General features: G+C 59.8%; 29 protein-coding genes. 13 read left to right on the forward strand and 16 right to left on the reverse strand.

What is annotated here, in order from left to right; translation table 11 throughout:
* Position 1: 1 nt before the first annotated feature.
* Entirely contained in the window at positions 2-919 is a 918-nt protein-coding gene (gene hslO / locus SYNCC9605_RS06425; RefSeq protein WP_011364255.1) for an Hsp33 family molecular chaperone HslO, read from the reverse strand.
* A 14-nt stretch (positions 920-933) separates the two neighbouring features.
* On the reverse strand, positions 934-1,572 hold the full coding sequence (locus SYNCC9605_RS06430; RefSeq protein ID WP_011364256.1) for an ABC transporter ATP-binding protein: 639 nt from the start codon (positions 1,570-1,572) through the stop codon (positions 934-936).
* Between the two features lie 41 nt (positions 1,573-1,613).
* Between SYNCC9605_RS06430 and SYNCC9605_RS06435 the strand changes: the two genes are divergently transcribed.
* On the forward strand, positions 1,614-2,063 hold the full coding sequence (locus SYNCC9605_RS06435) for a DUF3531 family protein (RefSeq protein ID WP_011364257.1): 450 nt from the start codon (positions 1,614-1,616) through the stop codon (positions 2,061-2,063).
* On the forward strand, positions 2,023-2,787 hold the full coding sequence (locus SYNCC9605_RS06440) for a 16S rRNA (uracil(1498)-N(3))-methyltransferase (protein ID WP_257929975.1): 765 nt from the start codon (positions 2,023-2,025) through the stop codon (positions 2,785-2,787). The genes SYNCC9605_RS06435 and SYNCC9605_RS06440 overlap by 41 nt, the downstream gene beginning before the upstream one ends.
* On the opposite strand, the gene SYNCC9605_RS06445 is transcribed toward SYNCC9605_RS06440, so the two are convergent.
* Positions 2,777-3,208: a hypothetical protein gene (locus SYNCC9605_RS06445; RefSeq protein ID WP_011364259.1), complete on the reverse strand. Its 432-nt coding sequence runs from the start codon at positions 3,206-3,208 to the stop codon at positions 2,777-2,779. The two genes, SYNCC9605_RS06440 and SYNCC9605_RS06445, sit on opposite strands and share 11 nt — an antisense overlap.
* Before the next feature lie 86 nt (positions 3,209-3,294).
* Between SYNCC9605_RS06445 and SYNCC9605_RS06450 the strand changes: the two genes are divergently transcribed.
* Positions 3,295-4,014, forward strand: a complete 720-nt coding sequence (locus tag SYNCC9605_RS06450) for a TIGR00297 family protein (protein WP_041434723.1) — start codon at positions 3,295-3,297, stop codon at positions 4,012-4,014.
* Here SYNCC9605_RS06450 and SYNCC9605_RS06455 read toward each other — a convergent pair.
* Together SYNCC9605_RS06455 and SYNCC9605_RS06460 are read right to left on the reverse strand one after the other, a co-directional pair.
* Positions 3,966-4,193, reverse strand: a complete 228-nt coding sequence (locus SYNCC9605_RS06455) for a sigma-70 family RNA polymerase sigma factor (protein WP_041434726.1) — start codon at positions 4,191-4,193, stop codon at positions 3,966-3,968. The two genes, SYNCC9605_RS06450 and SYNCC9605_RS06455, sit on opposite strands and share 49 nt — an antisense overlap.
* A gap of 21 nt (positions 4,194-4,214) precedes the next feature.
* Positions 4,215-4,736, reverse strand: a complete 522-nt coding sequence (locus tag SYNCC9605_RS06460) for a sigma-70 family RNA polymerase sigma factor (protein ID WP_198002490.1) — start codon at positions 4,734-4,736, stop codon at positions 4,215-4,217.
* A gap of 59 nt (positions 4,737-4,795) precedes the next feature.
* Here SYNCC9605_RS06460 and SYNCC9605_RS06465 point away from each other — a divergent pair, with 59 nt between their 5' ends.
* Entirely contained in the window at positions 4,796-5,014 is a 219-nt protein-coding gene (locus SYNCC9605_RS06465) for a PCP reductase family protein (protein ID WP_308297710.1), read from the forward strand.
* Between the two features lie 3 nt (positions 5,015-5,017).
* On the opposite strand, the gene SYNCC9605_RS15115 is transcribed toward SYNCC9605_RS06465, so the two are convergent.
* From SYNCC9605_RS15115 to SYNCC9605_RS06490, 6 genes are read right to left on the reverse strand one after another with little or no spacing between them, the layout of a single operon-like run.
* Positions 5,018-5,185 (reverse strand): hypothetical protein, encoded by a 168-nt coding sequence (locus SYNCC9605_RS15115; protein ID WP_011364263.1) that lies wholly within the window; start codon positions 5,183-5,185, stop codon positions 5,018-5,020.
* Between the two features lie 54 nt (positions 5,186-5,239).
* Complete coding sequence (locus SYNCC9605_RS06470; protein ID WP_011364264.1) at positions 5,240-5,926, reverse strand: GDSL-type esterase/lipase family protein; 687 nt, start codon at positions 5,924-5,926, stop codon at positions 5,240-5,242.
* Positions 5,923-7,455 carry a phosphonate ABC transporter gene (locus SYNCC9605_RS06475; RefSeq protein ID WP_011364265.1) on the reverse strand — a complete coding sequence of 511 codons (1,533 nt, stop codon included), beginning with the start codon at positions 7,453-7,455 and terminating at the stop codon, positions 5,923-5,925. Before SYNCC9605_RS06475 ends, SYNCC9605_RS06470 begins: the two co-directional genes overlap by 4 nt.
* Positions 7,434-8,138, reverse strand: a complete 705-nt coding sequence (locus SYNCC9605_RS06480; protein WP_011364266.1) for an ATP-binding cassette domain-containing protein — start codon at positions 8,136-8,138, stop codon at positions 7,434-7,436. The genes SYNCC9605_RS06475 and SYNCC9605_RS06480 overlap by 22 nt, the downstream gene beginning before the upstream one ends.
* The gene (locus tag SYNCC9605_RS06485; RefSeq protein ID WP_011364267.1) at positions 8,135-9,058 is read right to left on the reverse strand and encodes a putative selenate ABC transporter substrate-binding protein; all 924 of its coding nucleotides are present in this window, start codon (positions 9,056-9,058) and stop codon (positions 8,135-8,137) included. The genes SYNCC9605_RS06480 and SYNCC9605_RS06485 overlap by 4 nt, the downstream gene beginning before the upstream one ends.
* Before the next feature lie 26 nt (positions 9,059-9,084).
* The gene (locus SYNCC9605_RS06490; protein WP_011364268.1) at positions 9,085-10,263 is read right to left on the reverse strand and encodes a pyridoxal phosphate-dependent aminotransferase; all 1,179 of its coding nucleotides are present in this window, start codon (positions 10,261-10,263) and stop codon (positions 9,085-9,087) included.
* 86 nt (positions 10,264-10,349) lie between these two features.
* Between SYNCC9605_RS06490 and SYNCC9605_RS06495 the strand changes: the two genes are divergently transcribed.
* The 4 genes from SYNCC9605_RS06495 to SYNCC9605_RS06510 are packed head-to-tail and all read left to right on the forward strand — an operon-like array spanning position 10,350 to position 13,911.
* Complete coding sequence (locus SYNCC9605_RS06495) at positions 10,350-10,751, forward strand: VOC family protein (protein WP_011364269.1); 402 nt, start codon at positions 10,350-10,352, stop codon at positions 10,749-10,751.
* Entirely contained in the window at positions 10,748-11,311 is a 564-nt protein-coding gene (locus SYNCC9605_RS06500; RefSeq protein ID WP_011364270.1) for a uracil-DNA glycosylase, read from the forward strand. The genes SYNCC9605_RS06495 and SYNCC9605_RS06500 overlap by 4 nt, the downstream gene beginning before the upstream one ends.
* A 20-nt stretch (positions 11,312-11,331) precedes the next feature.
* Positions 11,332-12,528 carry a (E)-4-hydroxy-3-methylbut-2-enyl-diphosphate synthase gene (gene ispG / locus SYNCC9605_RS06505; protein ID WP_011364271.1) on the forward strand — a complete coding sequence of 399 codons (1,197 nt, stop codon included), beginning with the start codon at positions 11,332-11,334 and terminating at the stop codon, positions 12,526-12,528.
* Between the two features lie 33 nt (positions 12,529-12,561).
* Positions 12,562-13,911 (forward strand): S41 family peptidase, encoded by a 1,350-nt coding sequence (locus SYNCC9605_RS06510; RefSeq protein ID WP_011364272.1) that lies wholly within the window; start codon positions 12,562-12,564, stop codon positions 13,909-13,911.
* A 1-nt stretch (position 13,912) separates the two neighbouring features.
* Here the strand turns inward: SYNCC9605_RS06510 and SYNCC9605_RS15120 are convergent, their stop codons facing one another.
* Positions 13,913-14,083 carry a hypothetical protein gene (locus tag SYNCC9605_RS15120; protein ID WP_186572104.1) on the reverse strand — a complete coding sequence of 57 codons (171 nt, stop codon included), beginning with the start codon at positions 14,081-14,083 and terminating at the stop codon, positions 13,913-13,915.
* Positions 14,084-14,162: 79 nt separating this feature from the next.
* Positions 14,163-17,741, reverse strand: coding sequence for a transcription-repair coupling factor (mfd, locus tag SYNCC9605_RS06515; protein ID WP_011364273.1), 3,579 nt, complete (start codon positions 17,739-17,741; stop codon positions 14,163-14,165).
* Here mfd and SYNCC9605_RS06520 point away from each other — a divergent pair.
* On the forward strand, positions 17,740-18,042 hold the full coding sequence (locus SYNCC9605_RS06520) for a hypothetical protein (protein WP_257929978.1): 303 nt from the start codon (positions 17,740-17,742) through the stop codon (positions 18,040-18,042). The two genes, mfd and SYNCC9605_RS06520, sit on opposite strands and share 2 nt — an antisense overlap.
* A 203-nt stretch (positions 18,043-18,245) precedes the next feature.
* Here SYNCC9605_RS06520 and SYNCC9605_RS06525 read toward each other — a convergent pair whose 3' ends face one another.
* Positions 18,246-18,752, reverse strand: coding sequence for a hypothetical protein (locus SYNCC9605_RS06525; RefSeq protein ID WP_011364274.1), 507 nt, complete (start codon positions 18,750-18,752; stop codon positions 18,246-18,248).
* A gap of 627 nt (positions 18,753-19,379) precedes the next feature.
* Here SYNCC9605_RS06525 and SYNCC9605_RS14650 point away from each other — a divergent pair.
* The gene (locus SYNCC9605_RS14650; protein WP_011364275.1) at positions 19,380-19,535 is read left to right on the forward strand and encodes a hypothetical protein; all 156 of its coding nucleotides are present in this window, start codon (positions 19,380-19,382) and stop codon (positions 19,533-19,535) included.
* 216 nt (positions 19,536-19,751) lie between these two features.
* Here SYNCC9605_RS14650 and SYNCC9605_RS06530 read toward each other — a convergent pair whose 3' ends face one another.
* The gene (locus tag SYNCC9605_RS06530) at positions 19,752-20,504 is read right to left on the reverse strand and encodes a hypothetical protein (protein ID WP_011364276.1); all 753 of its coding nucleotides are present in this window, start codon (positions 20,502-20,504) and stop codon (positions 19,752-19,754) included.
* A 38-nt stretch (positions 20,505-20,542) separates the two neighbouring features.
* Between SYNCC9605_RS06530 and SYNCC9605_RS06535 the strand changes: the two genes are divergently transcribed.
* The 3 genes from SYNCC9605_RS06535 to SYNCC9605_RS06545 are packed head-to-tail and all read left to right on the forward strand — an operon-like array spanning position 20,543 to position 22,262.
* Positions 20,543-21,280 (forward strand): DUF475 domain-containing protein, encoded by a 738-nt coding sequence (locus SYNCC9605_RS06535; protein ID WP_011364277.1) that lies wholly within the window; start codon positions 20,543-20,545, stop codon positions 21,278-21,280.
* The gene (locus SYNCC9605_RS06540) at positions 21,270-21,608 is read left to right on the forward strand and encodes a DUF6464 family protein (protein ID WP_011364278.1); all 339 of its coding nucleotides are present in this window, start codon (positions 21,270-21,272) and stop codon (positions 21,606-21,608) included. Before SYNCC9605_RS06535 ends, SYNCC9605_RS06540 begins: the two co-directional genes overlap by 11 nt.
* Before the next feature lie 3 nt (positions 21,609-21,611).
* Positions 21,612-22,262 (forward strand): hypothetical protein, encoded by a 651-nt coding sequence (locus SYNCC9605_RS06545; RefSeq protein ID WP_011364279.1) that lies wholly within the window; start codon positions 21,612-21,614, stop codon positions 22,260-22,262.
* 1 nt (position 22,263) lies between these two features.
* On the opposite strand, the gene fmt is transcribed toward SYNCC9605_RS06545, so the two are convergent.
* A complete protein-coding gene (fmt, locus tag SYNCC9605_RS06550) occupies positions 22,264-23,280 on the reverse strand; it encodes a methionyl-tRNA formyltransferase (RefSeq protein WP_011364280.1) in 1,017 nt (338 codons plus the stop codon).
* Position 23,281 lies beyond the last annotated feature (1 nt).

Genomic DNA, 23,281 nt, shown 5'->3' on the forward strand with positions numbered 1-23,281 from the left:
TTCAGGCCGCCGCCGGTAGACCGTCAATCAGCTCCTGAAGCTCCGCAGCGCTCACGTCATAACGGTTGTTGCAGAAGTGGCAGGTCAGTTCTGCTCCACCATCTTTGTCCCGCATGTCAGTGAGTTCGTCTCTGCCCAGCAGGAGCAGGGCTGCTTTGCTGCGCTCATGGCTGCAAGGGCAGAAAAAACGCAGCTCCTGACTGGCCTCGGCATCGTCGAGGGGTTTGGGATCAAGGTCGGGGAAGACGTCTAGAAGCAGATCCTCCAGCTGGTCTCCACTTGCCGCCAGCCGCTGACTGAATCCGGTGATTTCGCGGCAACGCTGTTCAATCAGCTCCACCAGGGCCGGCTCTTCCGCCGCTTTGGGAAGAATCTGAACCAGCAGGCCACCACTGGCGTGGATGCCGGCGCTGTTCACCTGCTCACCCACAAACACTGCGGAAGGGGTTTGTTCGGAGTGGAGCAGATAGGAGGCAACATCCTCACCAATGCCTCCGCTAACGAGCTCAACGGTGCTGTTGAAGGGCTCGCCCTTGCCGTCATCACGCATCACGTGGAGGTAACCGGTTCCAGCTGCCTCCTTGAAGTTGAAGCTGAAATGGCCTGCTTCGTCCTGAATCGGGTCGAGTTCGAGGGCCGGCTCGCCGACGTAGCCGCGCACAGTTCCGTTGCGACCGGCATCCACCATCAAGTTCTTGATCGGACCATCGGAACCCAGACGCAGATTCACCCGGCCGTGGCGCACCTTCATCGAACTGGCGAGCATCAGTCCCGCCGTCATGGCCCGTCCCAGCATCACGCTGGTAAGGAACGACAGCCCATGGCGCTCCCTTGCCTCACGCACGATGTTGGTTGTCGATACCGCCACCAACCGGATGCCACCTGCAGCGGCTGTTGCGCGAACCAGCCGGTCGGCCATATCCCCTCGGAATCTCAGGGCAATGTAGTCATCGGTTCGAGCCGCCCGCTCCGCAAACGCTGGCGTTCGCACTCCCAGTCTTGAAACAGCTCGGGTTCGTGGGTGACCACGATCAGCACCTGTTCACGGGCCAGGCCGGCAAGCAGATCAAGCACGTCTCGTCTCACCGACCAATCCAACCCTGCAGTGGGTTCATCCAGGAGGAGCACTTCAGCGCCGCGGAGCATCTGCACCGCGAGGGCAAGCCGCCTTTGCTGCCCGCCGCTCAGCCGTTCTGGTGCCGTTGTTGAGGAGATGGTGTCGAGGCCAACCCGTTCGAGCACGCTCTGTTCTCGCTCATGACCGAGCCGCCGATGGCCCAGCCGCAGTTCCTGCGCCACGCTCAGGCCGAGGAAATGGCGCTCGGGGAACTGGAAGACGATGCCGCACAGCCAGCGCAGCTGCCGTCGTTTCATCACGTTTCCGTTCCAGCGGATGCTGCCGGATGTGGCTGATGCCAAGCCGCTGATGATCTCCAGCAGCGATGTCTTCCCAGATCCACTGGCGCCAGCGATCAGCAGCGGCCGTCCTTTCTGCGCGTGAAAAGCGACGCCGTCGAGGATGGGGGCACCGGCCGTTGCAGGTGTATAGGTGATTCCGGAGAGCTCGAGCATGCGATCAGCTTGAACGATGATGAAAGCGTCGCGATGGCCCCATGGACATTCGTTTTCGTGAAGTCGATCCCTTCAATTGCTGGTTGTGGATCCGTTTCTCGGAACCTCCCAGCAAGGGGGAGCGGAATTACGTGGATGGAGTCTTCGACAGCTGGTACGTAATCGGGCGTTTGGGCGGCTTCAACGCGGAAAACCTGCAGGTGCATGACGCAGGTTCCGATCTCAGTTGGATGACCTACGACAACGATGGGGCGGAGTCGGCGATGCCCGCTCTGATGCACAACATGGGGCAGCTCGAATACCAGAACGACTGGGGACGGTGCTGGGTGGATCTCGGTACGTCGGATGGTGTTGCCATAGATGTTCTGATCAATGCCCTGCGTCAACTGGACTCCGACGTGGTTCAGATCGAAGAGCTGGTGGTTGGTGGGGTCAATGAAAATTGGCCGATTGAAGACCACCCCGACAGCGTTTTCCCTGCCGGTGGCTGAACGCCGGCGCTTGCTTCTGTCGCCGGATCGCCTGGAGCAGGGTGGATCGGTTCTGCTCAATACCGAAGAGCAGCACTACCTGCGGAGAGTGTTGCGTCTGCGCTGCGGCGAGCAGGTGGATGTGATCGATGGCTGCGGCCGCCTCACTCGCGCAACCCTGATGGAGCCGCAGATGCTTGGGCTCGACAGTTCAGTGCAGAACATTGAACCCTCGCCAAAACCTCAGCTGGGCCTGGCCGTGGCCTTGATGCGGCGGGGGATGGATGAGGTGGTCCGAATGGCCTGTGAGCTTGGGATTGATCGGATCCAGCCCCTGCGCTGCGATCGCTGTGTTCCCCAAGCCGACCACCGACCCGAGCGCTGGGCCACGATCATTCGTGAGGCGGTGGAGCAGTGCGAGCGGTTATGGATACCGCAGCTGCATGAGGTGAACGGTTTATCCGAATGGATTGGAGAACAGGACGGTCTGCGTTTTGCAGGGGTCACACGCGAGTCGGTCGCTCCATCGTTGGATCAATGTTTGCGCCAACAGGGGAATGCAAGCCAGACCATTTGGGTGGTGATCGGTCCTGAGGGGGGATGGACCTCAGCAGAACAAAATCTCTTTGCCGAAGCGGGGGTCCGGCCTGTGCGGATGGGAGCAACCATCCTGCGCAGTTCGACAGCAGCGGTGGCAAGCGCGGTGGAACTGGTGCGTTGGCGCGATGGCCTGATCAGCTCTTGAACAGATCCTGAGACATTCCCCGGAAGGATTTCAGAGCTGCACCGGGTCGACGGCTGCGTTGACGCAGGCCGCCACCAGGCATCAGGTTGCCTGGGGCAAAAGTGGAATAGGTCACGGCCGGGCGTGCTGCTTCCGCTGCAGCCAGTTCAGCGGCGATGGCTTCTGCAGTGGTGAGTGAGGTTGCGGGCTGGGAGCTCGGCTCAGCGTTGGCGTCGAAAACGGCCTCTGAGGCAGAAGGCTTGGCTGCAGCTGAAGGCTCGGAGGGTGCCTTAGGTGTTGCAACAGCATTTGCGGCGACGACAGCTGCCTCAACCGGCGCTTCTTCGCTTGCTGGAGCCTCCTTTTGAGGCAGCTCAAGGGTGGCCGGAGCGGCGGAGTCATCCAGGGTGAGGAAAAACCCCTTGTTGCTGTTGAACACCATCCGGTCGACCAGAGAACGAACGCCCCCGATTCTCCCTCTGCAATGGCCGCAGGCAGGAGATGCTTAGGGCACTGCAACACGGTGTGATGTCCCCACTCTGGATTCAGGCCCTGCTGGTGAATTCGGTTTTGATTGCCCTGGCGCAGCGCACAACCGTGCTCACCCGCAGTGGATGGGTCCATGCGGCTGCATTGGGCACGATTCTTTGGGGTTGCTTGGGGTGGTCGGGCTGGTTGGCCGTGGTCGCCTACCTCTGCCTGGGAAGTCTGGTCACCAAAATCGGCTTTCAGAACAAGCAGAGCCGCGGTCTTGCCGAGGGCCGCGGTGGGCAGCGCGGCCCGGAAAACGTCTGGGGTTCCGCTGCTGTTGGAGCCTTTCTGGCACTGCTCATCGGTGCCGGCGTCGAGCCCCATGAGCTGTTGTTGGTTGGTTTTGCTGCGAGTTTCGCCGCCAAGTTGGCCGACACCTTCGGCAGTGAGATCGGCAAACGTTTCGGGCGCACCACGGTGTTGATCACCAGCCTGCGAGTGGTCCCGCCAGGCACTGAGGGGGCCATCAGCCTCGAGGGAACCCTGGCCAGTGCCGCCGGCAGCATCGCCATGACCCTGGTGATGCTGGCCCTGCAGCTGATTCCCTCATGGCCTGTGGCGGGGCTGGTGATGCTGGTTGGTCTGGTGGCGACTCTCGGTGAAAGCCTGCTCGGCGCCCTGGTGCAGGATCGCGTGGCCTGGTTGAGCAATGAGCTGGTCAATGCTCTTCAGACCCTTATGGCCGCAGTTTTGGCGATGCTGCTGATGGCGCTCTGATCAGCTGCTCTGGATGGGATCAGACCATCGCGTTGGGCCCATTGCCGCAGCAGTCGAAGGCCCTCATCGAGATGAAGCCGCAGGGTTGAGCGGCTGCAATTCAAGACTTGAGCCAGATCCTTGAGGCTCTGGCCTTCGATCAAGTGGGCTTTCAGCACCGTGCCGGCCAGGCTATCCACCTGATGCAGAACGCTCTTCAGCTAGTCCAGGTGTTCGTCGACCTCACAAGCTTGTGTTGGTTCCAGAGGGCTGGCACTCAGGTCGACGACCTGGCTGACCCCATGGCTCTTCACGGCCTCGGACCACCGCTCCGGGAGAACTGAGAGTGCTGTGGCGAGTTCGAGATCGCTGAGACTCGGTTGGGTGTTCTGTTCGCGTTCGCGCTGAATCTTCATCCCAGCTGCGTAGAGGACGCAGCCTCCATGAACTTTAATCATGCGTGATCGATCGCGTCGGTAGTGGAGGATTTGACCGGTAGCCCGCGACAGCAGATAGCTGCTGGGTTTCACCCGTCGCTGCGGATCAAACCGATCCACGCCACGGATCAATCCAACCCGGGACTCCTGCAGCAGATCGTCGAACTCCTCAGGCCCGCGTTGCTGTTGCCGACGGGCCGCGCAGTGGGCCAGGCCTAGGTGTTCGAGAGCTTGTTGATTGCGCCGTGCAATGTAGGGCGGCAGTACACGGCGAGACTCGTGCCGCAGGTGGCGTTGAGAAATCAAGGGATCAGTGCTACTGATCCAACTGTTCAACGCTCAGCCCCGAAGCGGTTGGCCCTTAAGTGCCGCAGATCGGCACTTTCGTGCCGGATCATTGGTGCAATGGTTTTGGATTGATGGACTGGCAACCAGAGGCCCTGGCAGCACTCAAGAAAGATGTTCCGTTCTTCGTTCGGCCTGCTGTGCGTAAACGGGTTGAGTCGATGGCAGATTCAGATGGACGGTCCGACATCGACCTGGATTTCTACAAATCCGCCAAGCAGGCCATGGCCCCTAGCTGATCCTCAGGAGGGGTCGAGGTCGCAGCGCTGCAGTTCCGGTTGGGTCAATCGGTCAACGATGCGTGCCATATCCAGGGCTGTGAGTTCACCGTTTTCATCCCACTTGAGCGTGGTTTTGCGCTGGGCAGGGGGGTGGCCGGCAGCGCGTTGTGCAGAGCGGTCAGGTCCCAAGTCCGATCACCAATGTCAGGAGAGCCACACATTAGTCGCCGCAGTGGGTCTCGTTTACATGCTGATAGGTGTTGATGTGTTGACGGGAGCAAGTCCAGCCCACTCCCGTAGAGGCGCCCACTGATCCAAGCGCTGGTCCAGCCATCGGTGGCCGTCAGCATTGAGATGGATTCCGTCGGGTTCCATCCAGGTCAACCAGTTGGGCTCTTCCTGCATCTCCTGATGCATGGGCAGGAAGGGCACATCAGCCTCACGGCACTGTTCGGCCATTACGGCCTCCGTTGCCGCGATCTGGCTGTTGCAGTACCAGAGGCAACCGGCAAAGGGCATCACGTGCTCATCCACCGCTGTGAGACCCAGCACAAACACCTCCACCTCCTGGGTCATCTCCTTGAGAAGTTGTCCCAGGCCGAATGAAAAGGCCTCCACATCCAGTTGGGGTCTCCCGTCGATTCGACCAACGCGGGCGGTGTCATTCAGCCCGACACTGAGCAGAAGCCCGCCAGGTGTTTGGCGACGCAGTTCGCCGCGGCAGCTCCACTCGCTGCGCCAGCGTGCGGCAACGCGTTCCAGGCCATCTCCTCGCACACCAAGGGGGTACACCACCGGTGCGTTCGGCAGGTTCATCCAGCGCAGGCGCAACCGTTGGCACCAACCACCCGCTTCACGGTCACCCCAACCATGCACTCCACTGTCCCCGTTCACGATCAGCTGACGGGAGGCCTCGTTCGCACCGCTCATAAGGCCATGGCCCGGCTGTTCCAGCTCCCCTGAAGTCGTTCCCCCAGGCTCTCACCCAGCAGCGTGAGCAACGCGGAGATCAGCACGATCCAGAGCACCAGCCACCAGTGAAACGAGCTGAGGGCCTCCATGAGCTGCCAGCCCAGACCGGCTCCCCCCACCATGCCGATGATCGCAGTGTCGCGCAGGATCACATCCAACCGGTAAGTCGCATAGGTGAGGTAGGCGCGACTCACATCCGCCAGGGGGCCGTAAAGCCAGCTCACCCGAGGGGTGGCGCCGCAGGCCTTCATGGTCTGGGCGGAATGCAATCCCGTGCTGCGAATGTCGTCGATCAGCACCCGACCCATCACACCGCCGTGGTGCAGCCCCAGGGCCAGCCCCGCCAGGGCCAGGCTTGGTTTGGCCAGCATCAGAAGCAGGAGTGCAGTGAGAGGTGCCGGGATGAGTCGCAACGCGCCCCACACCACTCCCTGCAGGCGCAGGCTGGCCTGGCTGGGCCAAACCAGCAGCAGGAGTGGTGGAAGGCTAGTGGCAACACAACCGGCAATCAGGGTGATCCACACCGTTGCACCAATCACCCCGGGCCAGGAGATCTCCAGGGCAGCATTGAATCCCTGGGATCCGTCGATGAGGTTGCCGACAACCATCGACCACTCAGCCACTGGCCAGGCCAGCTGCAAATCCAGCTGTGTTCCCCAGCCGAGGGCGACCCATGGGCTGCCCATGGCCACCAGGAGAATCAGCAGTCGTGACCAGCTGCGCAGCGTTCGCAGCAGTCGGTCGAGCACCACCATGGCGATGGCCAGCAACCACAGGCCACTCCACAGCTCCTGAAATTGAAGCGAGCGCAGGCTGAGGCTGAGGTCTGTCCCCAGTCCTCCGAGGCCGAAAACGCCCAAAATCAAGGCTGAACGAAGCGCGCAATCGAGGCGGTGGCCGATGTGGTCGCTGATCGGCTCTGCCAGCGGAGGGACAAGCCCGGTGAGCATCACGGCCCATGGCGTGGCGCCGGCTCCCTTGAGGACGGGGATCGCCGGTGAAACGTGGCAATCCACCTGATCGGCAATCACCCGCGCCATCAGAACTGTGTAGGGAATCGTGATGGCGCAGACCGCAACCCAGCCATTTAGTCCGAACACCTGAAGCAGCAAAAGCCCCCAGATCAGTTCATGCACTGCGCGCAGGGGCGCCAGCCAACGGCGCAAGATCTGGGCAGGCCAACGCACGTCCGCCAGGATCTCCCAGAACGTGCTTGAGCTCAGCAGGCCGAGACCCACACCGAGAACACTGCTGATGCCCCAGGACATCACGGCGATCACGAGGGTGATCTGGAGCCCCTTCAGCAAGCTACCCAGAACGATGGGATCGATGCAGGGCTGCACGGCCCCTGCGGCGAACTGTTGAAGAACTGAAAGTCCTCCGCCGTGACCATCGCGAAGCAGCACCACAAGAACGCCCAGCAGACTGAGACCCGGCAGCAATGGGATCAGCGGCAGGGCTGGCTTCAGGCCGATGCGTAGAGCCATTCCAATTGATCCCGATGAATGGTGTCTGGAGCCGCATCGATCACCAGGGCGCCTCCACGGAGCCCCAGAACCCGATCAAACCGGTGTATCAGATCCGGTCGATGCAGGCTGATCAGACAGCCCGGCAAGAGGAGCAGGGTGTTGAGAACGTCTTCGGCGAGGCTGGGATCAAGGGCGGAGAGGGGTTCGTCCGCCAGCACGAGTTCAGGCTGCTGATGCAGCAAACGGCCCAGAGCCACCCGTTGGCGCTGCCCTCCGGAGAGCTCACGCACGGGCTGTTCAAGCAAATCGGCCTCCAATTTCACCTGGTGCATCAATGCCAGGCAGGTGTTTGTGTCCAGGGGACCCAGCAAGTTTCGAATCGCCCAGAGCAGCCCATGGCGTCCCAGGGCACCGCTGTTGATGTTCTGGATCACGCTCAGTTCCTCCACCAGGCGCAGGTCCTGCCAGAGCGTGCCAATCTGGCGCCGTTGCCGGCGGGACAGCTGTTGAGGGGGGCGACTACACCAGTGCACGGATCCAGCATCGGGGCTTAGGGCCCCATTGCAGAGCTTCAGCAACGTGGTTTTGCCGGCGCCACTGGCACCGAGCAAAACCACACGCTGGTCCGCACGAAGGGTGAGAGTGATCGGTTGGAGCCGTTGCCCCAGGCAGGCCTGGCGCAGCTCCAGCAGCGCCGTCAACGGATCTTTCCGAGTTGGCGACCCACCGTTTCTATCATCACGTAGTCCTCGTCCTTGGCGGGGATGAAGCGTTCGGCACCAAACAGCTCAAGAATAGTGGCGCCGTTCTCTGTGTCTGCCGAAAGGTCCAGCAAGGCGGTTTGGAGCTTGTCGGTGAAACCATCGCCAAAGCGCTCATCCAGCCCAGGCCTCACCACCCAGTGGTAATCCACGTAGGGCGGTGTCCTCCAGATCACCGACACCTTGCTTGGATCCACGCGGCCGTCCGCCATATTGCTGCGCCAGACCTGCTCGTTCAAGGCGCCCACCTCGTAGGCACCGCTTTGCACCACAGCAATGGTGGCGTCGTGGCTTCCGCTGAAGCCAGGTCCGCCCCCCGCCAGATCCTCAGGTTTCACGCCGTTCTCCCCCATGAAAAACTGGGGCATCAGGCGGCCGGAGGTAGAACTCTCCGAACCGAAGGCCAGTCGGCGTCCCTTCAGTTCAACCAGTTGGTCGCCACTGGTGATGGGGCGCAAACCACTGGCGCCATTGGCGATGAACACACTTGTGAACTCTGCATCGATCTCCCGTTGCGCCAGAACCCGGGCTCCAGGCGTCTGCAGCCTGGCCTGCACACCGGTGAGTCCACCGAACCAGACCAGATCAAGGCTGCCGGTGCGGAAGGCACTCACCGCCGCCGCGTAATTGCTCACCGGCGCATACCGCACAGGCACATCCAGCTTTTCGCTGAGTTCCGAAGAGAGCGTGCCGTAGAGGCGATTCAGTTTCTCGGGGTTCTGGTCGGGGATGGCACCGATCTGCAGAACGGCCTGTTTGGTGTCGTTCTGGGGTGCGCCGCAACTGGAAACACTGGCCGTGAGTGCGAGGCCGGCAATCAAACCGGTGGCTACCACGGCCCTGCGTTCTCGTACAGACATTCAGAAAAAGAAGTGATCAGATCGGATCAAAAGGAACGAAGCAGCCGCTTCAGTCGCAACAGTCCATCGTTGATCGTCTCATCCGCTACGGCACAGGAGAGTCGAATGCAGCGGTCATCGCCGAAGGCCAGACCCGGAACCACGGCCAGACCTTCCTGTTCCAGGGCTTGCCGGCAGAACTCCATCGAATCGGGCACGCCGTCCGGCAGGCGGGGGAAGGCGTAGAAAGCCCCTTGAGGGGGCGTCAGGGTGATGCCCTCCAGAGCCTGCAGCCCCTCTATGAGCAGAGTTCGGCGGCGGTTGTAGCTGTTTGCCATCTCGCGCACGCAATCTCGGGGCCCTTCGATCGCCGCCAGGGCACCCCGTTGAGCAAAGCTGCACACATTGCTGGTGCTCTGGCTCTGCAGGGCTGAAGCAGCCTTGATCACGGCAGCATCTCCAGCGAGATAACCGAGGCGCCAGCCGGTCATTGCCCAACCTTTGGCAAAGCCGTTCACGGTGAAGCAACGTGAGCGGATCTCTTCGGCAATGGCCGCAAAGCTGCAGTGCTGCTGGCCATCGGCCAGGAGATATTCATAGATCTCATCGCTCATCACCATCAGCTGGGGGTGACGAGCCACCAGCGCGGCCAGAGCCTCCAGTTCGGCCCGTGTCATCACCTTGCCGCTGGGGTTGCCCGGGGAATTGATCACCAGCAGTCGGCTGCGGGGGGTGATCTGCTGCTCCAGCAGGTCGAGGTCAAGGCGGAAGCCTTCCTCCGCTTTGGTGGCAATGATCCTGGTGCTCGCCCCGGCCAGGGCGGCCATCTCGGGATAGCTCAGCCAGTAAGGCGCCGGCAGCAGCACTTCGTCGCCGGGATTGAGCAGCACCTGGAACAGGTTGTAGATGGCTTGCTTGCCACCGTTGGTGACCAGCACCTGCTCCGGCTGGGTTGGAATCCCGTTTTCGACGCTGAGTTTGTGGGCCAGAGCAGCACGAAGATCGGGGTCCCCCGCGGCGGGGCCGTAGCGGGTGAAGCCGGATCCCAGAGCATGCTGAGCTGCTTCAACGATGAATGGTGGCGTCGCAAAGTCCGGTTCACCGGCACTGAGGCTGCAGATGTCCTTGCCGCTGTCGCGCAGTGCTTTGGCCTTGGCGCTGATCTCCAGCGTCAGCGACGGTTTGAGGGCGACAGCTCGGTCTGAAAGTTCTGGCGGGCGCGGCATCGGCAACGCACCTCCCCGCGGTGCGTTTAAAACTTCATCATCCTGCCGTAGATGGTGTCGCAGACAACCTTGATTTCTCAGCGCCCATGAATGCGATACAGATCAGCTGGGTCTTGGCTGCGGAGGACAGCGCCCGGTTGGCGACGTTCTACAGCGAGCTGTTTCAAGCCACGTTGAAGCCTGGAGTAGCGCAGCACCACTGCATCGTTCAATTCAGCGATGGAACCCAGCTGGAGATCTATCAGCCCTCACGCCGGCGACCTTTCCCTGCCCGGGGCAAAGCCCTGGCGCCCTGTTTGAGGCTCTCCCCTTCTCAGGAGCCCCTGCCTGAACTTCAGCGGCTGCTCAGCAACGCTCTGCAGCGTGGTGGATCGCTTCTCGAGGAGGCGCGGCTTGAGCCCTTTGGTGCTGAGGCCTGGATCCACGATCCGGAGGGCAATGCTCTGTTGCTTTTGGCTCCGCTGGCCTCTACCGCCTCGGTGTCATGACCATCTCCACCCTGGAGGCCTGCAGTGCCTGCACAGCCTGTGACCTCGCCAGTTCGCGCCAGACCGTCGTCATCAGCCGCGGCAATCCCAAAGCGGATCTGATGCTGATCGGTGAAGCACCAGGTGCTCAGGAAGATGCTCAGGGCGTCCCGTTTGTCGGCCGTTCAGGATGTGCCCTCGATCAACTGCTGCGTGATGTGGATCTGGATCCCGAGCATGACCTCTACATCTGCAATGCGATCAAATGCAGGCCCCCAAACAACCGACGACCGAAAAAAACTGAGTTGGCCGCCTGTCGGGCCTGGCTTGACCTGCAACTGGAGGCCGTTGACCCCAAGGTGATCGTGCTGACGGGAGCCACCGCTGTGGAGGCCATCCTTGGCATCAAGGGGGGCATGACCCGGCTTCGTGGTGAGTGGCAGAGCTGGAATGGACGAGAGGTGATGCCGATTTTTCACCCCTCCTATCTGCTTCGCAATCCCTCCAAAGCAGCCGGCGCGCCCCTGGATCTGACACGACAGGACCTCTCCGCAGTGCGGCGCAGGCTGTGCGAACGTTAACGCGCTTCACCACCGGCCCCATGACTGCCCTGGCTCGGCGCTACGACACCCAGATCCACCGCCGTGTGACCCGCACTGTGATGGTGGGTGATGTGCCGGTAGGCAGCGAGCACCCGATCGTGGTGCAGTCGATGATCAACGAGGACACCCTCGATATCGAGGCTGCTGTAGCCGGCATCATCCGCCTTGCCGAAGCCGGCAGTGAGATCGTTCGGGTGACGACGCCCTCAATGGCCCACGCCAAGGCGATGGGACAGATCCGTAAGGAGCTTCGTCAGCGCGGCTGCAGCGTTCCCCTGGTGGCGGACGTTCACCACAACGGCGTCAAGATCGCCCTGGAGGTCGCCCAGCACGTCGACAAAGTTCGGATCAATCCCGGCCTGTTCATTTTTGATAAGCCAGATCCGAACCGCCAGGAGTTCAGCCCCGAAGAATTTGCTGCCATCGGCCAGCGCATTCGTGAGACGTTTGAGCCCTTGGTGACCCTGCTGCGGGACCAGAACAAAGCGCTTCGAATCGGTGTGAACCATGGCTCCCTGGCGGAGCGGATGCTGTTCACCTACGGCGACACCCCTGAGGGGATGGTCGAATCAGCGATGGAATTCGTGCGCATCTGCCACGAGCTTGATTTTCACAACATCCTGATTTCGATGAAGGCCTCGCGGGCTCCTGTGATGCTCGCGGCTTACCGCCTGATGGCGGACACCATGGACAAGGAAGGCTTCAATTACCCCTTGCACTTAGGCGTGACCGAAGCCGGCGATGGTGATTACGGCCGCATCAAGAGCACCGCAGGCATTGCCACTCTGCTGGCCGATGGATTGGGAGACACCCTCCGGGTTTCCCTGACGGAGGCCCCCGAAAAAGAAATCCCCGTCTGTTACTCGATTCTCCAATCCCTGGGTCTGCGCAAGACCATGGTCGAGTACGTCGCCTGCCCCAGCTGCGGTCGCACCCTGTTCAATCTGGAGGAGGTGTTGCACAAGGTTCGCAACGCCACATCCCACCTCACGGGTCTGGACATCGCCGTGATGGGGTGCATCGTCAATGGCCCTGGCGAAATGGCCGACGCTGATTACGGCTACGTCGGCAAAACCCCTGGCGTGATTTCGCTGTATCGCGGTCGTGATGAAATCCGCAAGGTGCCTGAAGCTGAGGGCGTTGAAGCCCTGATCCAGTTGATCAAAGAGGACGGTCGCTGGGTGGAGCCCGCCTGATCTCGTTAGTCTGAAGAATCAGTCCTGAAGGCCATGGTTAGGAGTCAGCGCCTGCGTTCTTTGGTCCGTTCGACTCCGTTGCTGTTGATCCTCGGTGTCGGCGGTGTGGTCACCGCCATGGGCATCAGCTCACCAGGTCTCTCCCTGCCATCGGCATCCGGGGGATCGATATATGACAGTCCCAAGGAGGTGATTGATCAGGTCTGGCAGATCGTTTATCGCGATTACCTTGATTCGACAGGCTCCTACGACGAAGCGACCTGGCGCCAACTGCGGAGCAATCTGCTGAGCAAGTCTTATGGGGGCAGCGCCGAGTCCTACGAGGCGATCCGGGGCATGCTGGCCAGCCTCGATGACCCTTACACGCGTTTCCTTGATCCAAAGGAGTTCAAGGAGATGCAGATCGACACCTCCGGTGAGTTGATGGGCGTGGGGATTCAGCTCAGTCTCGACAAAGACACCAAGGAACTGATTGTTGTCTCCCCGATTGAGGGCACCCCAGCTTCCCGTGCGGGCGTTCAGCCCAAGGATGTGATCGTTTCCATCGATGGTGCCTCCACCAAAGGCATGACCACCGAGGACGCTGTCAAGTTGATTCGTGGCCCAGAGGGCACCGATGTGCTGCTGGGACTCAGGCGCCAGGGTCAGGTGCTGAATGTGCCGCTGAAACGGGCCCGGATTGAGATCCATGCAGTGAAGGCCATGCTCAACACGGCGCCCAACGGCCGCAAGGTGGGCTACATCCGTCTCAAGCAATTCAATGCCAACGCCACGCGTGAAATGCGTGCTGCCATCAAGGATCTGGAATCTCAGGCTGCTGAGGGCTATGTGCTGGATCTGCGCAGCAATCCCGGCGGCCTGCTCGAGGCCAGTGTGGACATCGCCCGCCAATGGCTCAATGAAGGCACCATCGTCAGCACCAGAACCCGCGAGGGCATTCGCGATGTGAGGCGCGCCACGGGAAGTGCAGTCACCGACAAACCCCTGGTGGTGTTGATTGACCAGGGATCCGCCAGTGCCAGTGAAATTCTTTCAGGGGCACTCCAAGACAACTCCCGTGCCCAACTCGTTGGACAGAAGACCTTCGGCAAGGGACTTGTCCAGGCCGTTCGCGGATTGGCCGATGGATCCGGTCTGACAGTCACGATCGCCAAATATCTGACCCCGAAGGGAACCGACATTCACAAGAACGGTATTCAACCGGACATCGAAGCAGCGATGTCGAAAAAAGAGAGCAAGAATTTCTCGGTTGAAGACCTTGGAACCCAGAAAGACAGTCAATACAAGACAGCTGAGGGGACCCTATTGAACCAATTGAAGAAAAGTCAGGCAGGGACTACGTATCAACCTGGCAGAGCCAACCTCAGCTTCGCGCTGCAGTAGTTCAGGAGATCGGCTGCATCAGTCCGCCGCCGCCGCCGCCACCGTTGGAATCATCGTCATCCGAGGCGCCGGGTTGGAAGAGGGCGTACACACCGAGTGCAGTGGCACAGAAAACGCCACTGATCAGTTCCAGAGAAACGCCACCAGCACCAATCTCGACGAATTCACCCATGTCCAACGGATTTCGCTGAGACCAATGTAACGAAGAATTGCGTGGTTGGTAACGTTTTTCTCAGAATTGGATTCAGGCTTCAGACCTGAACCACCACTGCGTTCTTGGCGCGAAGCTCCTCCTGCCGCTGTGCCTCGGTTTTGCCGTCGGCGTCGGGAATTTGGGCTGCCATCAGACGCAGCCATTCCATCAGTTGTTCCAGTTGCTTCTCCATGGGGAGAACACCGAGACCGCGGGCCATCACCTTGTGCTGGATGCCGTTACCGGCCTGGTACACCAAACGGCCATGCAGATGCTGGGGCAATCCCTGGCGCAGCAAACGGAACGCCGGTTCCTCCATGGGAGTTTCAAGCACGATGTTGGGCTTCTCCGGCTTGATCCTGGAGAAGCCGCACCGCTTCGCCAGAAGTTTGAGTTCCATCAGCTGCAGAAGTGACACCACGGCAGCGGGCAGCGCTCCGTAGCGATCGGCCCAACCCGCAGCCAGTTCCACCAGGGCCTCGGCCGTGAGGCAGTCGGCTGCAGCTCTGTAGGCCGCGATCTTTTCATCGGGGTCAGTGATCCAGTCGGCAGGCACGAAGGCCGTGACGGGGAGGTCCACCTGGGTGTCTTCAACGCTGGGGATGTCTTGGCCCTGAATTTCAGCCAGGGATTCCTGCAGCATTTCCATGTAGAGGTCAAAGCCAATGGTTTCCATCTGGCCGCTCTGCTGCACGCCGAGAAGATTGCCGACCCCACGGATCTCCATATCCCGCATGGCGAGCTGATAACCACTGCCCAGTTGGGCGAACTCCTGGATGGCGCGGAGCCGCTGACGGGCGGTGTCGCTCAGTGATGCATTGCCGGGATAGAACAACCAGGCATGAGCCTGAATCCCGCTGCGGCCGACCCGTCCCCGCAATTGGTACAGCTGAGCAAGGCCAAAACGGTGGGCGTCCTCAATCAGGATCGTGTTGACGCGCGGGATGTCCAGGCCGCTTTCCACAATCGTGGTGCAGAGCATCACGTCGGCTTCACCCGCGTTGAACGCCACCATGGCGTTCTCCAGCTCACCCTCGGCCATCTGACCGTGAGCCACCAAAAGCTTCAGGCCTGGCAGCATCTCCCGTAGGCCTGCGGCCACCTCCTCAATTCCCTCAACCCGGGGAACCACGTAGAACACCTGACCCCCACGATCCAGTTCCTGGCGGATGGCGCTCCGCATCGCCTCCGGATCCAACGAAGCCAGGTGCGTCTTGATCGGACGGCGCAGCGGCGGTGGTGTGGTGATCAGACTCATCTCCCGCACCCCCGAAAGGCTCATGTAGAGCGTTCTGGGAATCGGCGTTGCCGACAGGGTTAGGACGTCCACGTCCTTCCGCAGCACTTTGATCTTTTCCTTCTGGTTCACACCGAAGCGCTGTTCTTCATCCACCACCAACAGACCAAGCTCTTGGAATGACGCTCCTTTGCTGAGCAACTGGTGGGTTCCCACCACGGCGTCGATGGTTCCCTGCTTCAGGCCATCGAGAATGGATTTGCGTTCCGACGCTGTTCGGAACCGATTGAGCAGGGCCACCTTGATCGGATACGGCGCGAAGCGTTCCGAGAGCGTGCGCCAGTGCTGCTGAGCCAACACGGTTGTAGGAGCCAGCATCGCCACCTGCTTCCCAGCGGTGATGGCCTTAAAGATGGCGCGGATCGCAACTTCGGTCTTGCCGAAGCCAACGTCCCCGCAAACCAGACGGTCCATCGGCTCCTGCCGTTCCATGTCCCGTTTCACGTCGGCCGTGGCCTTCAGTTGGTCTGGCGTCGGGTCATAGGGGAAAGACTCCTCCATTTCCACCTGCCAGGGGCCGTCAGTGGGGAAGGCAAAGCCAGCAGCCTGTTGCCGTTCCGCGTACAGCTTCACCAGATCAAGGGCAACCTTGCGAACCGCTTTCTTGGCACGTTCCTTGGCCTTGTTCCAGGCCGTACCGCCCATTCGGTTGAGCTGCGGAGGTGTTTCGCTCGTGGCGCGGTAACGGCCCAGGCTGCCGAGTTGATCGGCGGCAACCCGAAGGATTCCATCGGCGTACTGCACCACGAGGTAGTCGCGGATGTCGCCTGACATCGCGAGTTTTTCCATGGCTTTGAAGCGGCCGATGCCATGGTTCCGATGCACCACGAAATCGCCCGGCCGCATCTTGTTGGGATCAACCGTGCGGCTGGCGGCCTTGCGGCGACGGCGCACATAACCACTGGAGCTCAGGCTCTGCTGGCCAAAGAATTCACGGTCGGTGACCAGGGCAATCCGCCAAGCCGGAAGCTGCAAACCCTCAAGTTCAGCCGTGCCCCTCACCTTCAACGCGACGGGGGTGTTCTGCTCAATCAGACGGGAAATGGCATTGCTGTCTCCCGCGTTCGGCACAAACCGACTGATGCAGTCGTGCTCCTCCAGCAGAGCAACCGCTCGGCTGGGTTGTGCAGACACCAACCAAACGGCCGTGCGCTCGGTTTGAAATCCCTTGATCAGTTCCCCGAGTTTTCCGAATTGGTTGGGGTAGGCCGCAACAGGGCGGCTGGCGAGGTCGAAGCTGTTGGGGTGCTGGTCAACTTCCAGCAGTTCTGCCATGTCAAAGCCATGGAAAACCTCCGTCAGGGCATAGGCAGCTTCAATCTCACGGTGCAGAACCGCTGGCCAAAGCCGATCACGATCTCCCTCGTCCAGGCCCGCCTCAGCAGCCATGTCGTGGTGATGTTCCTCCACATGGCTGAGCCACTGTTGTCCGTGGGCCAAGCCCTGGCGTCGCTCATCGATCACCACCGTTGTGGTGTCCGGCAGGTAGTCGAGAAGCGAGGCGGGTTGCCCCCAGGCGAGACCCATCAGCCGGCGCATGCCCTCCGGTGTCCCCCCGTTCAGAAGCTGCTCCGTGCCCTCAGCACCAAGCAATGGCTCCAGTCCATCGGGCATCGTCTCCCTGAGCTGGTCCGCGATCAGAGGCCCAAAACCTGTTGGTGTGAGTCGGAGCGCATCGACGGGGTCCAGGGAGCGTTGGCTGGCTGGATCGAATTCCCGCAGCTTGTCGAGCTCCTCACCAAAAAATTCGAGTCGAACAGGCAGCTCACTGCTCACGGGGAAGATGTCGACGATGTCTCCGCGTCGGCTCCAGCTCCCTTCCTGCTCAATTGTGTTGACCCGCTCGTAGCCAAGTTGAGCGAGCGTCTCACCCAGTGCCTCCAGATCAACCTGATCCCCTTTGCGCAAGGTGCGCGTCTTCGTTTTCAGAACGTCCGGTGGGGGGAGATGGGGCTGCAAACAACGTTCCGTGGCCACGATCGCCCAGCTCAAAGCATCCGGGTCTCCCAGCAGGTCACTCAGAACTTGAAGTTGCCCCCAGGTGATCTCACTGGTGGGATCGAAGGGTTCATAGGGAGAACCTTCGCTGGTGGGGTACAGGCCGGCCTGGCTCCATCCCATCAACTCCAGCAGCGCCGTCCAGCGTCCCGCTTCCTCAAGGGTTGGCACCACCACGAGCAGAGGTGCACCGCGCCGTTGTGCAAGTGCGCTGGCCACCAGAGCTCGGCTGCACCGACCTGCTCCACGCATCAACAAGCGTTGGGCGCGGATTGAGCGCTCATCAAGCTCACCGGTGAGTGCAGTTTCCTGCAACTTGGTCACCAGGGAACGGAGCGGCATGGAGCAGGCCTCGGCAATCCATGATCTTCGCAATAAGGTGCCAGCTGCTGCGTTTCACCGGTCGATGCCGCGCTACTGCTGCCCGTCCTGCTGTTGCGGCCCGGCCTTGGTGTTGCATCCACCCAAGGGGGTTATTCCGCTCTGCTCCAGCTGCGCGACACCATTGCAGCGTCAGCCCCTGGTCCGGCCCATTCCGCTGCTGGTGTTGCTGACGGTGGGCGGCGTGCTGATTGCTTCCTCGATCCCCATCCTGTTCCACCCCGAACCAGTTCCCAGCTCAGGGCGCGAAAAACTGGCCTAAGGCGGAGTTTCCGGTTCAATGCGTTGGTATTGGCGCCTTCATGACACTCGGCCGTTTTTTGATTTTCTTTGTGATCGGGCTGGGGCTCGCATTCACCATCCCTCAGTTGAGCTGGTTGCTTTGGCCTCTGGCCGCTTCAGCGCTTTTTGTTCTTGTCCAACTAATTCGCGCTTGATCGGATGTGCCTGAGGCTGAACAGAACCTCAGGACAACCAGCAGGCATCCACTGAAAAGGTGAGCACGTCGTGGGCATCACGATGGTCGCCGGAAGTGATGGCAACACAGGCCAGCTGCCCATCCGCAAAACAGGTTTTTGACTTGAGCACAAATTTGGCGGCGTCATTGTGGGACCAAACCGCTAGGCCCTGCTGTTGGGCCTCGTCGTTGTAGGTGTCCCAGAGTTCAGCGAAGCGTTTCGCCTCAGGCCCCTGCAGAAATTCGTCCAACGCTTCGTCAGCACCAACCTCACGGAAGCGCTCCAGAAAAGAGCGCATTAGGGGATCATCGATCACGTTGCTGGTGGCAATGGCACCGGTGATGCCACGAACGGACGTTCGAACAACCCGGTTGGGGTCAGTTCGGGCGTCAATGATCACGACGGGGCATTGAAGATCCCAAGCGCTTCGATTCCTGAGCTCACGGCCTGCTTCGGAAATGTCATCCCGAAGATCGCTGATCAGTTGCCGTACAACAAGAGTGGGATCTTCCATGCCTGAATCTATCGCGAAATCAGTTCAGGAATTTGGCAGGTTAAAGATTCAAAACGCTGAGCCTTGAAGGCCACTCTTGTGGCAAATAAGATCCTCGAGGTTCCACCGGGCTTGCAATACGTGTCAGACCATCGGCCCGATCGAGCTGCAGTTGACGAATCGATCCTCGTTATGCCGTCAGTCACTTTGATAAGGCGTCCCTTGGCTTGTCTTGCTGGTCTAACGCTGCTGTTGTTCGGTCACAGCATGGAAGCTTGATCCGGTGGATGCCAAAGCTATGAGGCGGCATTCAATCTTGAAGCGGGAATGCGGGATGGATTAACCCTGAAACAGGCCAAAGCAAGCATTCTTGAAGATGGTTACACAGATGGCTCTGCTGCCTGCTTTGCAGCCATCAAGAATGAAATCAACCAAATGCCCTATGCCTTTCCACTCGTGAATCAAGCTCTCTACAAAAGAACGCGCCGCTAGAGAGCACACATAAGTGAGCCTTCTATTGGAAAAGCATGCTGTACAATTATCGCAGCGGAAGCGAAGTCCATCACAACGGCAATATCTTCAAAGGCAGCCAACCAAAAATCTCATCATTTAGCGAAAGCTGCGGAATACTACTCGCGTGCTAAGCAATTGATCGAACTTGATCAAGACTGGCAGGCTTCGGGCTCAATGATCCTCAAAGCACTTGCCGAAGAAAGGAGGTCCGAAAACACCGGTTTGCAGGTGATGAACGTAATCAAATATCAAAAGCCCAAAACCAAGCTGGAGTTCAACTTCCGCAGCTGAGTTAGTAGTTCTGCAACCTTTCAACTGTGGGCTGATCTGACCTCGCTACTGCCCCATAGGGGCCATTTCCCCCTTCAGAAAGACGCGGAGGAAATGACCGGTCTGCCCAGAGTGTGAAGACGATTCACTCTGCCGCAATCGGCATGGACGCCGTATCAGTCCCTGCCGCAAGAATGTTGTAGACCATCCTTTCAGACCCTTCTTGAGTGTTCGTACTTATTTGGCAAGGCTCAGTGTTTGCTCCTCTAGCAGCATGTTGAACTGCAGCAGTTGTTCATCGCTGAGCTGCTGACGACTAGTTGCCTCCAATTGTTGTTGGAGAAAAGCTCTGGCTTGATCAGAGCTCCAGCCCAGCTGCTTCAACATGGCGTCTCCTTGCTGCAGTAGGTCACCACGTCGGATCGGCGCTGGTGCTGTGGACGAATCCTCGTTGGCTTGAATCAACTTCAGCTGACGCAGATAGGCCACGAGATCGGCATAGCGGGTGAGCTTGTGGCGGCTTCCAAGACCGAAGGCTCGGGTCAAGTAGGCCTGCTCCTGTTCCCGGGACCATCCGATGCGTCTGATTTCCATATCGATGGCGGTCAGCTCATCACTCCAATCGTCTGGATCCGTTGGGGTTTCGGAGGGGACGTTGTCATCAGCCGTGACGGGAGGTTGTTGGCTGACAGGGGGTTCTGGAGCTGAAGGGGGCTCGCTTTGATCAATCTTTCTGGGCCGCTCGACGGTCTGCGGCTGTGGGTCCTGTTGATTCGACTTGGATTCAGAGCGAGCCGAACTCTGTGTGTGTTGTGGTCGCCCAGCGGCATCGAGCCTCGTGTGCAACCGTTGCAACGCCCTTTCCTCAGCTTCTTCAGCAGTCGCGGCTTCACCGAGGGCGCTGCCCTGCAGAGAACCGTCGTGCCAGGCCTCAACCCGCACGATGCATCTCAGGGTGTCGACGTGACACAGTTCGGCCCGGATCTGCATCGCAATGGAACAGCGCTTGCACTTTCTAGGCTGCCGCAATGGACATCACTTCGCTTCCCTCACTGTCGGATTTCTTCGAAGGTGCCGATCAATGGGGAGAGGTTTTGGCACTGCTGCCTGTTCTGGTGCTGCTGGAGCTGATCTTGTCGGCTGACAATGCCGTGGCCCTTGCGGCCATCGCCCGCAGCAGCCGCCAACCGGAGCAGGAAAAGTTAGCCCTCAATCTGGGCATTGGCATTGCCCTGGTCTTGCGGATTGCCTTGATCATTGTGGCCCAGTGGGTGTTGCAAAACGCTTGGGTGCAACTCCTGGCGGCCGCATATCTGGTTTGGCTGGTGGTTGATCACTTCAACAACCGATCAGGCCCAGATGGGGAGTCCAATGAGAGCAATGAATCCAGTGGTCTGTCCCGCCCCTTCCTGAACACGGTTCTGCTGCTGGCTTTCACAGATCTGGCCTTCTCCATCGATAGCGTTGCCGCAGCCGTGGCCATCAGTGATCAGATTGTGTTGATCAGCACAGGTGCCTTCATCGGCATCGTGGCGCTGCGTTTTACATCTGCCCTGTTCATCCGCTGGCTTGATCTGTATCCAAGGCTGGAAACAGCTGGATTTCTCGCTGTTGCTTTTGTGGCGCTGCGCTTGATTGTTCACGTTGTCCTCCCAAGCCTCAATCAACCCGACTGGCTCACCCTGTTGGTGGTGCTGATGCTGTTTGCCTGGGGAATGTCGATCCGTAGCAACGATCTCGATCAGGACGAAAGTCATGCTTGTTGAATTGCGCCATATCAGTGGTGATCGTTTGATCCATCGTGTTGACCTTGAGGATCCACCACAACCGGGTCGCTGGTTTGTTGTTGAAGAGCAGTCTTTTCTTGTGATGCAACGTCGTCATCGTTATGCGCTTCGCAACGGTCGCTATGTGATGGCTTCGGTGGCCTTGATGGTGAAACCCCAGGCTCGCCCTGCTGATGCAACACCCTGGCGACATGGCTGGGTGATCGGCGACCCGAACTGTCGTTTCAATGCCCACAGCCCTTTGCTCCGCTGTGCCGTATGGCCAGAAGGGCCCTGCGACAGCTGCAGCCACCGTGAACCTCGCTGAGACATGAACCCTGAATGGCTCACAGGGCGTCTCTGCGCTGGCCACGGAGTGGCCTCCGGCACAAGCAAGGAATCTCCATACCCAGATGGAACGATTCGAATGCAATTCCCTGTGTTCAATGCCTTAGGGCTTGATCTCTCGAGCTGTTATTTCGGCACGCTAAATCTCGATTTTGCGCCGCTCGAGGTTTCGCTCACGAATCCAGACCACCTGTTCGAAAAGGTGCAATGGACCAAACTCCACCCCCCTGAAACATTTTCGTTCTGGCGAGTGGAAATCAAGACCACTGAAGTCGAGGTTGTTAGTGGTTGGATCTACCACCCCCATCCAGAGACCAAGGAACGTCATTGGCAACCTCCAACAACAGTGGAGTTGCTTGCACCACGTTTAAGTGGGGTGGAACCAGGCTCCACCATTTCTCTCCGCGATCAACGCAGACGGATCCAACTTGTGGACACGATTCGCTTGCGCGCAAGGCTGCTTGAATTTCTGAAATTCAGAGTGCTGGCCTCGCAGCAAACATTTTTTGAAGCCGACGCCCTGATGAATCGTCGACAATGGCTGTCGACAATGTTCCCGGAAGCCCTACAACTCTCCGAACTGGATCTCGATCGGGTCTGGACTCAAGCGCGTTCGTTGTACACGGAATCCTGAATCACACCTCGCCGAAGCGATCTCCCAGAGTGGCCTTGAGTTGTTGCAACAGAGCGGGCGCTGTGCTGCGTGCTTTTCCTTCCAGCTGCGCCTCCCGAATCAGAAGGGGACAACCTGAACTGCTCACCACAAGCCCTAGATCCTCGATCATTGCGAGGATCGTCCCTGGGGGATGCCCGCCGGTGGGCCATTGGCCCACGAGGCTGCGCCCTTCAGTACTGAGTTGATCCTGCAGGCGCTCGATCAATGGCTCCGTGCGCAACACCTTCAGGCGTTTGTCATGCAACTGGGTGAACGCCCCTGGATGAAGCCCCATCACCTTGCGATGGATGCTGAGGGCCGAGGCTGACCAATCCAATTGGAAATCCTGTTTCTCCAGCATGCGGGCATAGGTCGACCCCTCGGCCTGAACACGCACATTGAGCTTCGCCAATCTCTCGTCTTCTGGGCCCGTACCCGCCGCTTCAATCAGCGGCATGGCCTGCACCATCAGTTCTGCAGTGAGAGCACTGAGCCGTTCGGCCAAGGCGATGGAGGTATCCAGGAGCTCGATTGGGGTGCGTTGTTCGAGCAGCACAGGGCCGGTATCGAGCCCTTCTTCCATGGCCATGATCCCCACACCCGTTTCCTGATCTCCTTCGAGCAGGGCCCACTGGATGGGACCAGCACCGCGCCAACGCGGTAGAAGTGATCCATGGCCGTTCCAGCTGCCCAGAGGCGGCTGCTCCAAAACATCCTTGGGCAGGATCTGTCCGAAGGCCACAACCACCGAAGCATCAGCACCGAGGGCAGCAAGCTTGGCTTTGCAATCGTCATCCCGTCGGATCCGTTCAGGTGTGAACACCGGTAGACCGAGTTCCTCGGCCCTCGCCTTCACCGGTGATGGAACCAGCTGTTTGCCTCGACCGCGCCGCCGATCGGGCTGCGTCACCACTCCAACGATGGTGTGACCTGCCCCATGCAAAGCATCAAGAGTCGGCACCGCATAGGCCGGTGTTCCCCAGAACAAGATGTTCAAC

It is taken from the genome of Synechococcus sp. CC9605 (assembly GCF_000012625.1).
Lineage (GTDB): Bacteria > Cyanobacteriota > Cyanobacteriia > PCC-6307 > Cyanobiaceae > Parasynechococcus.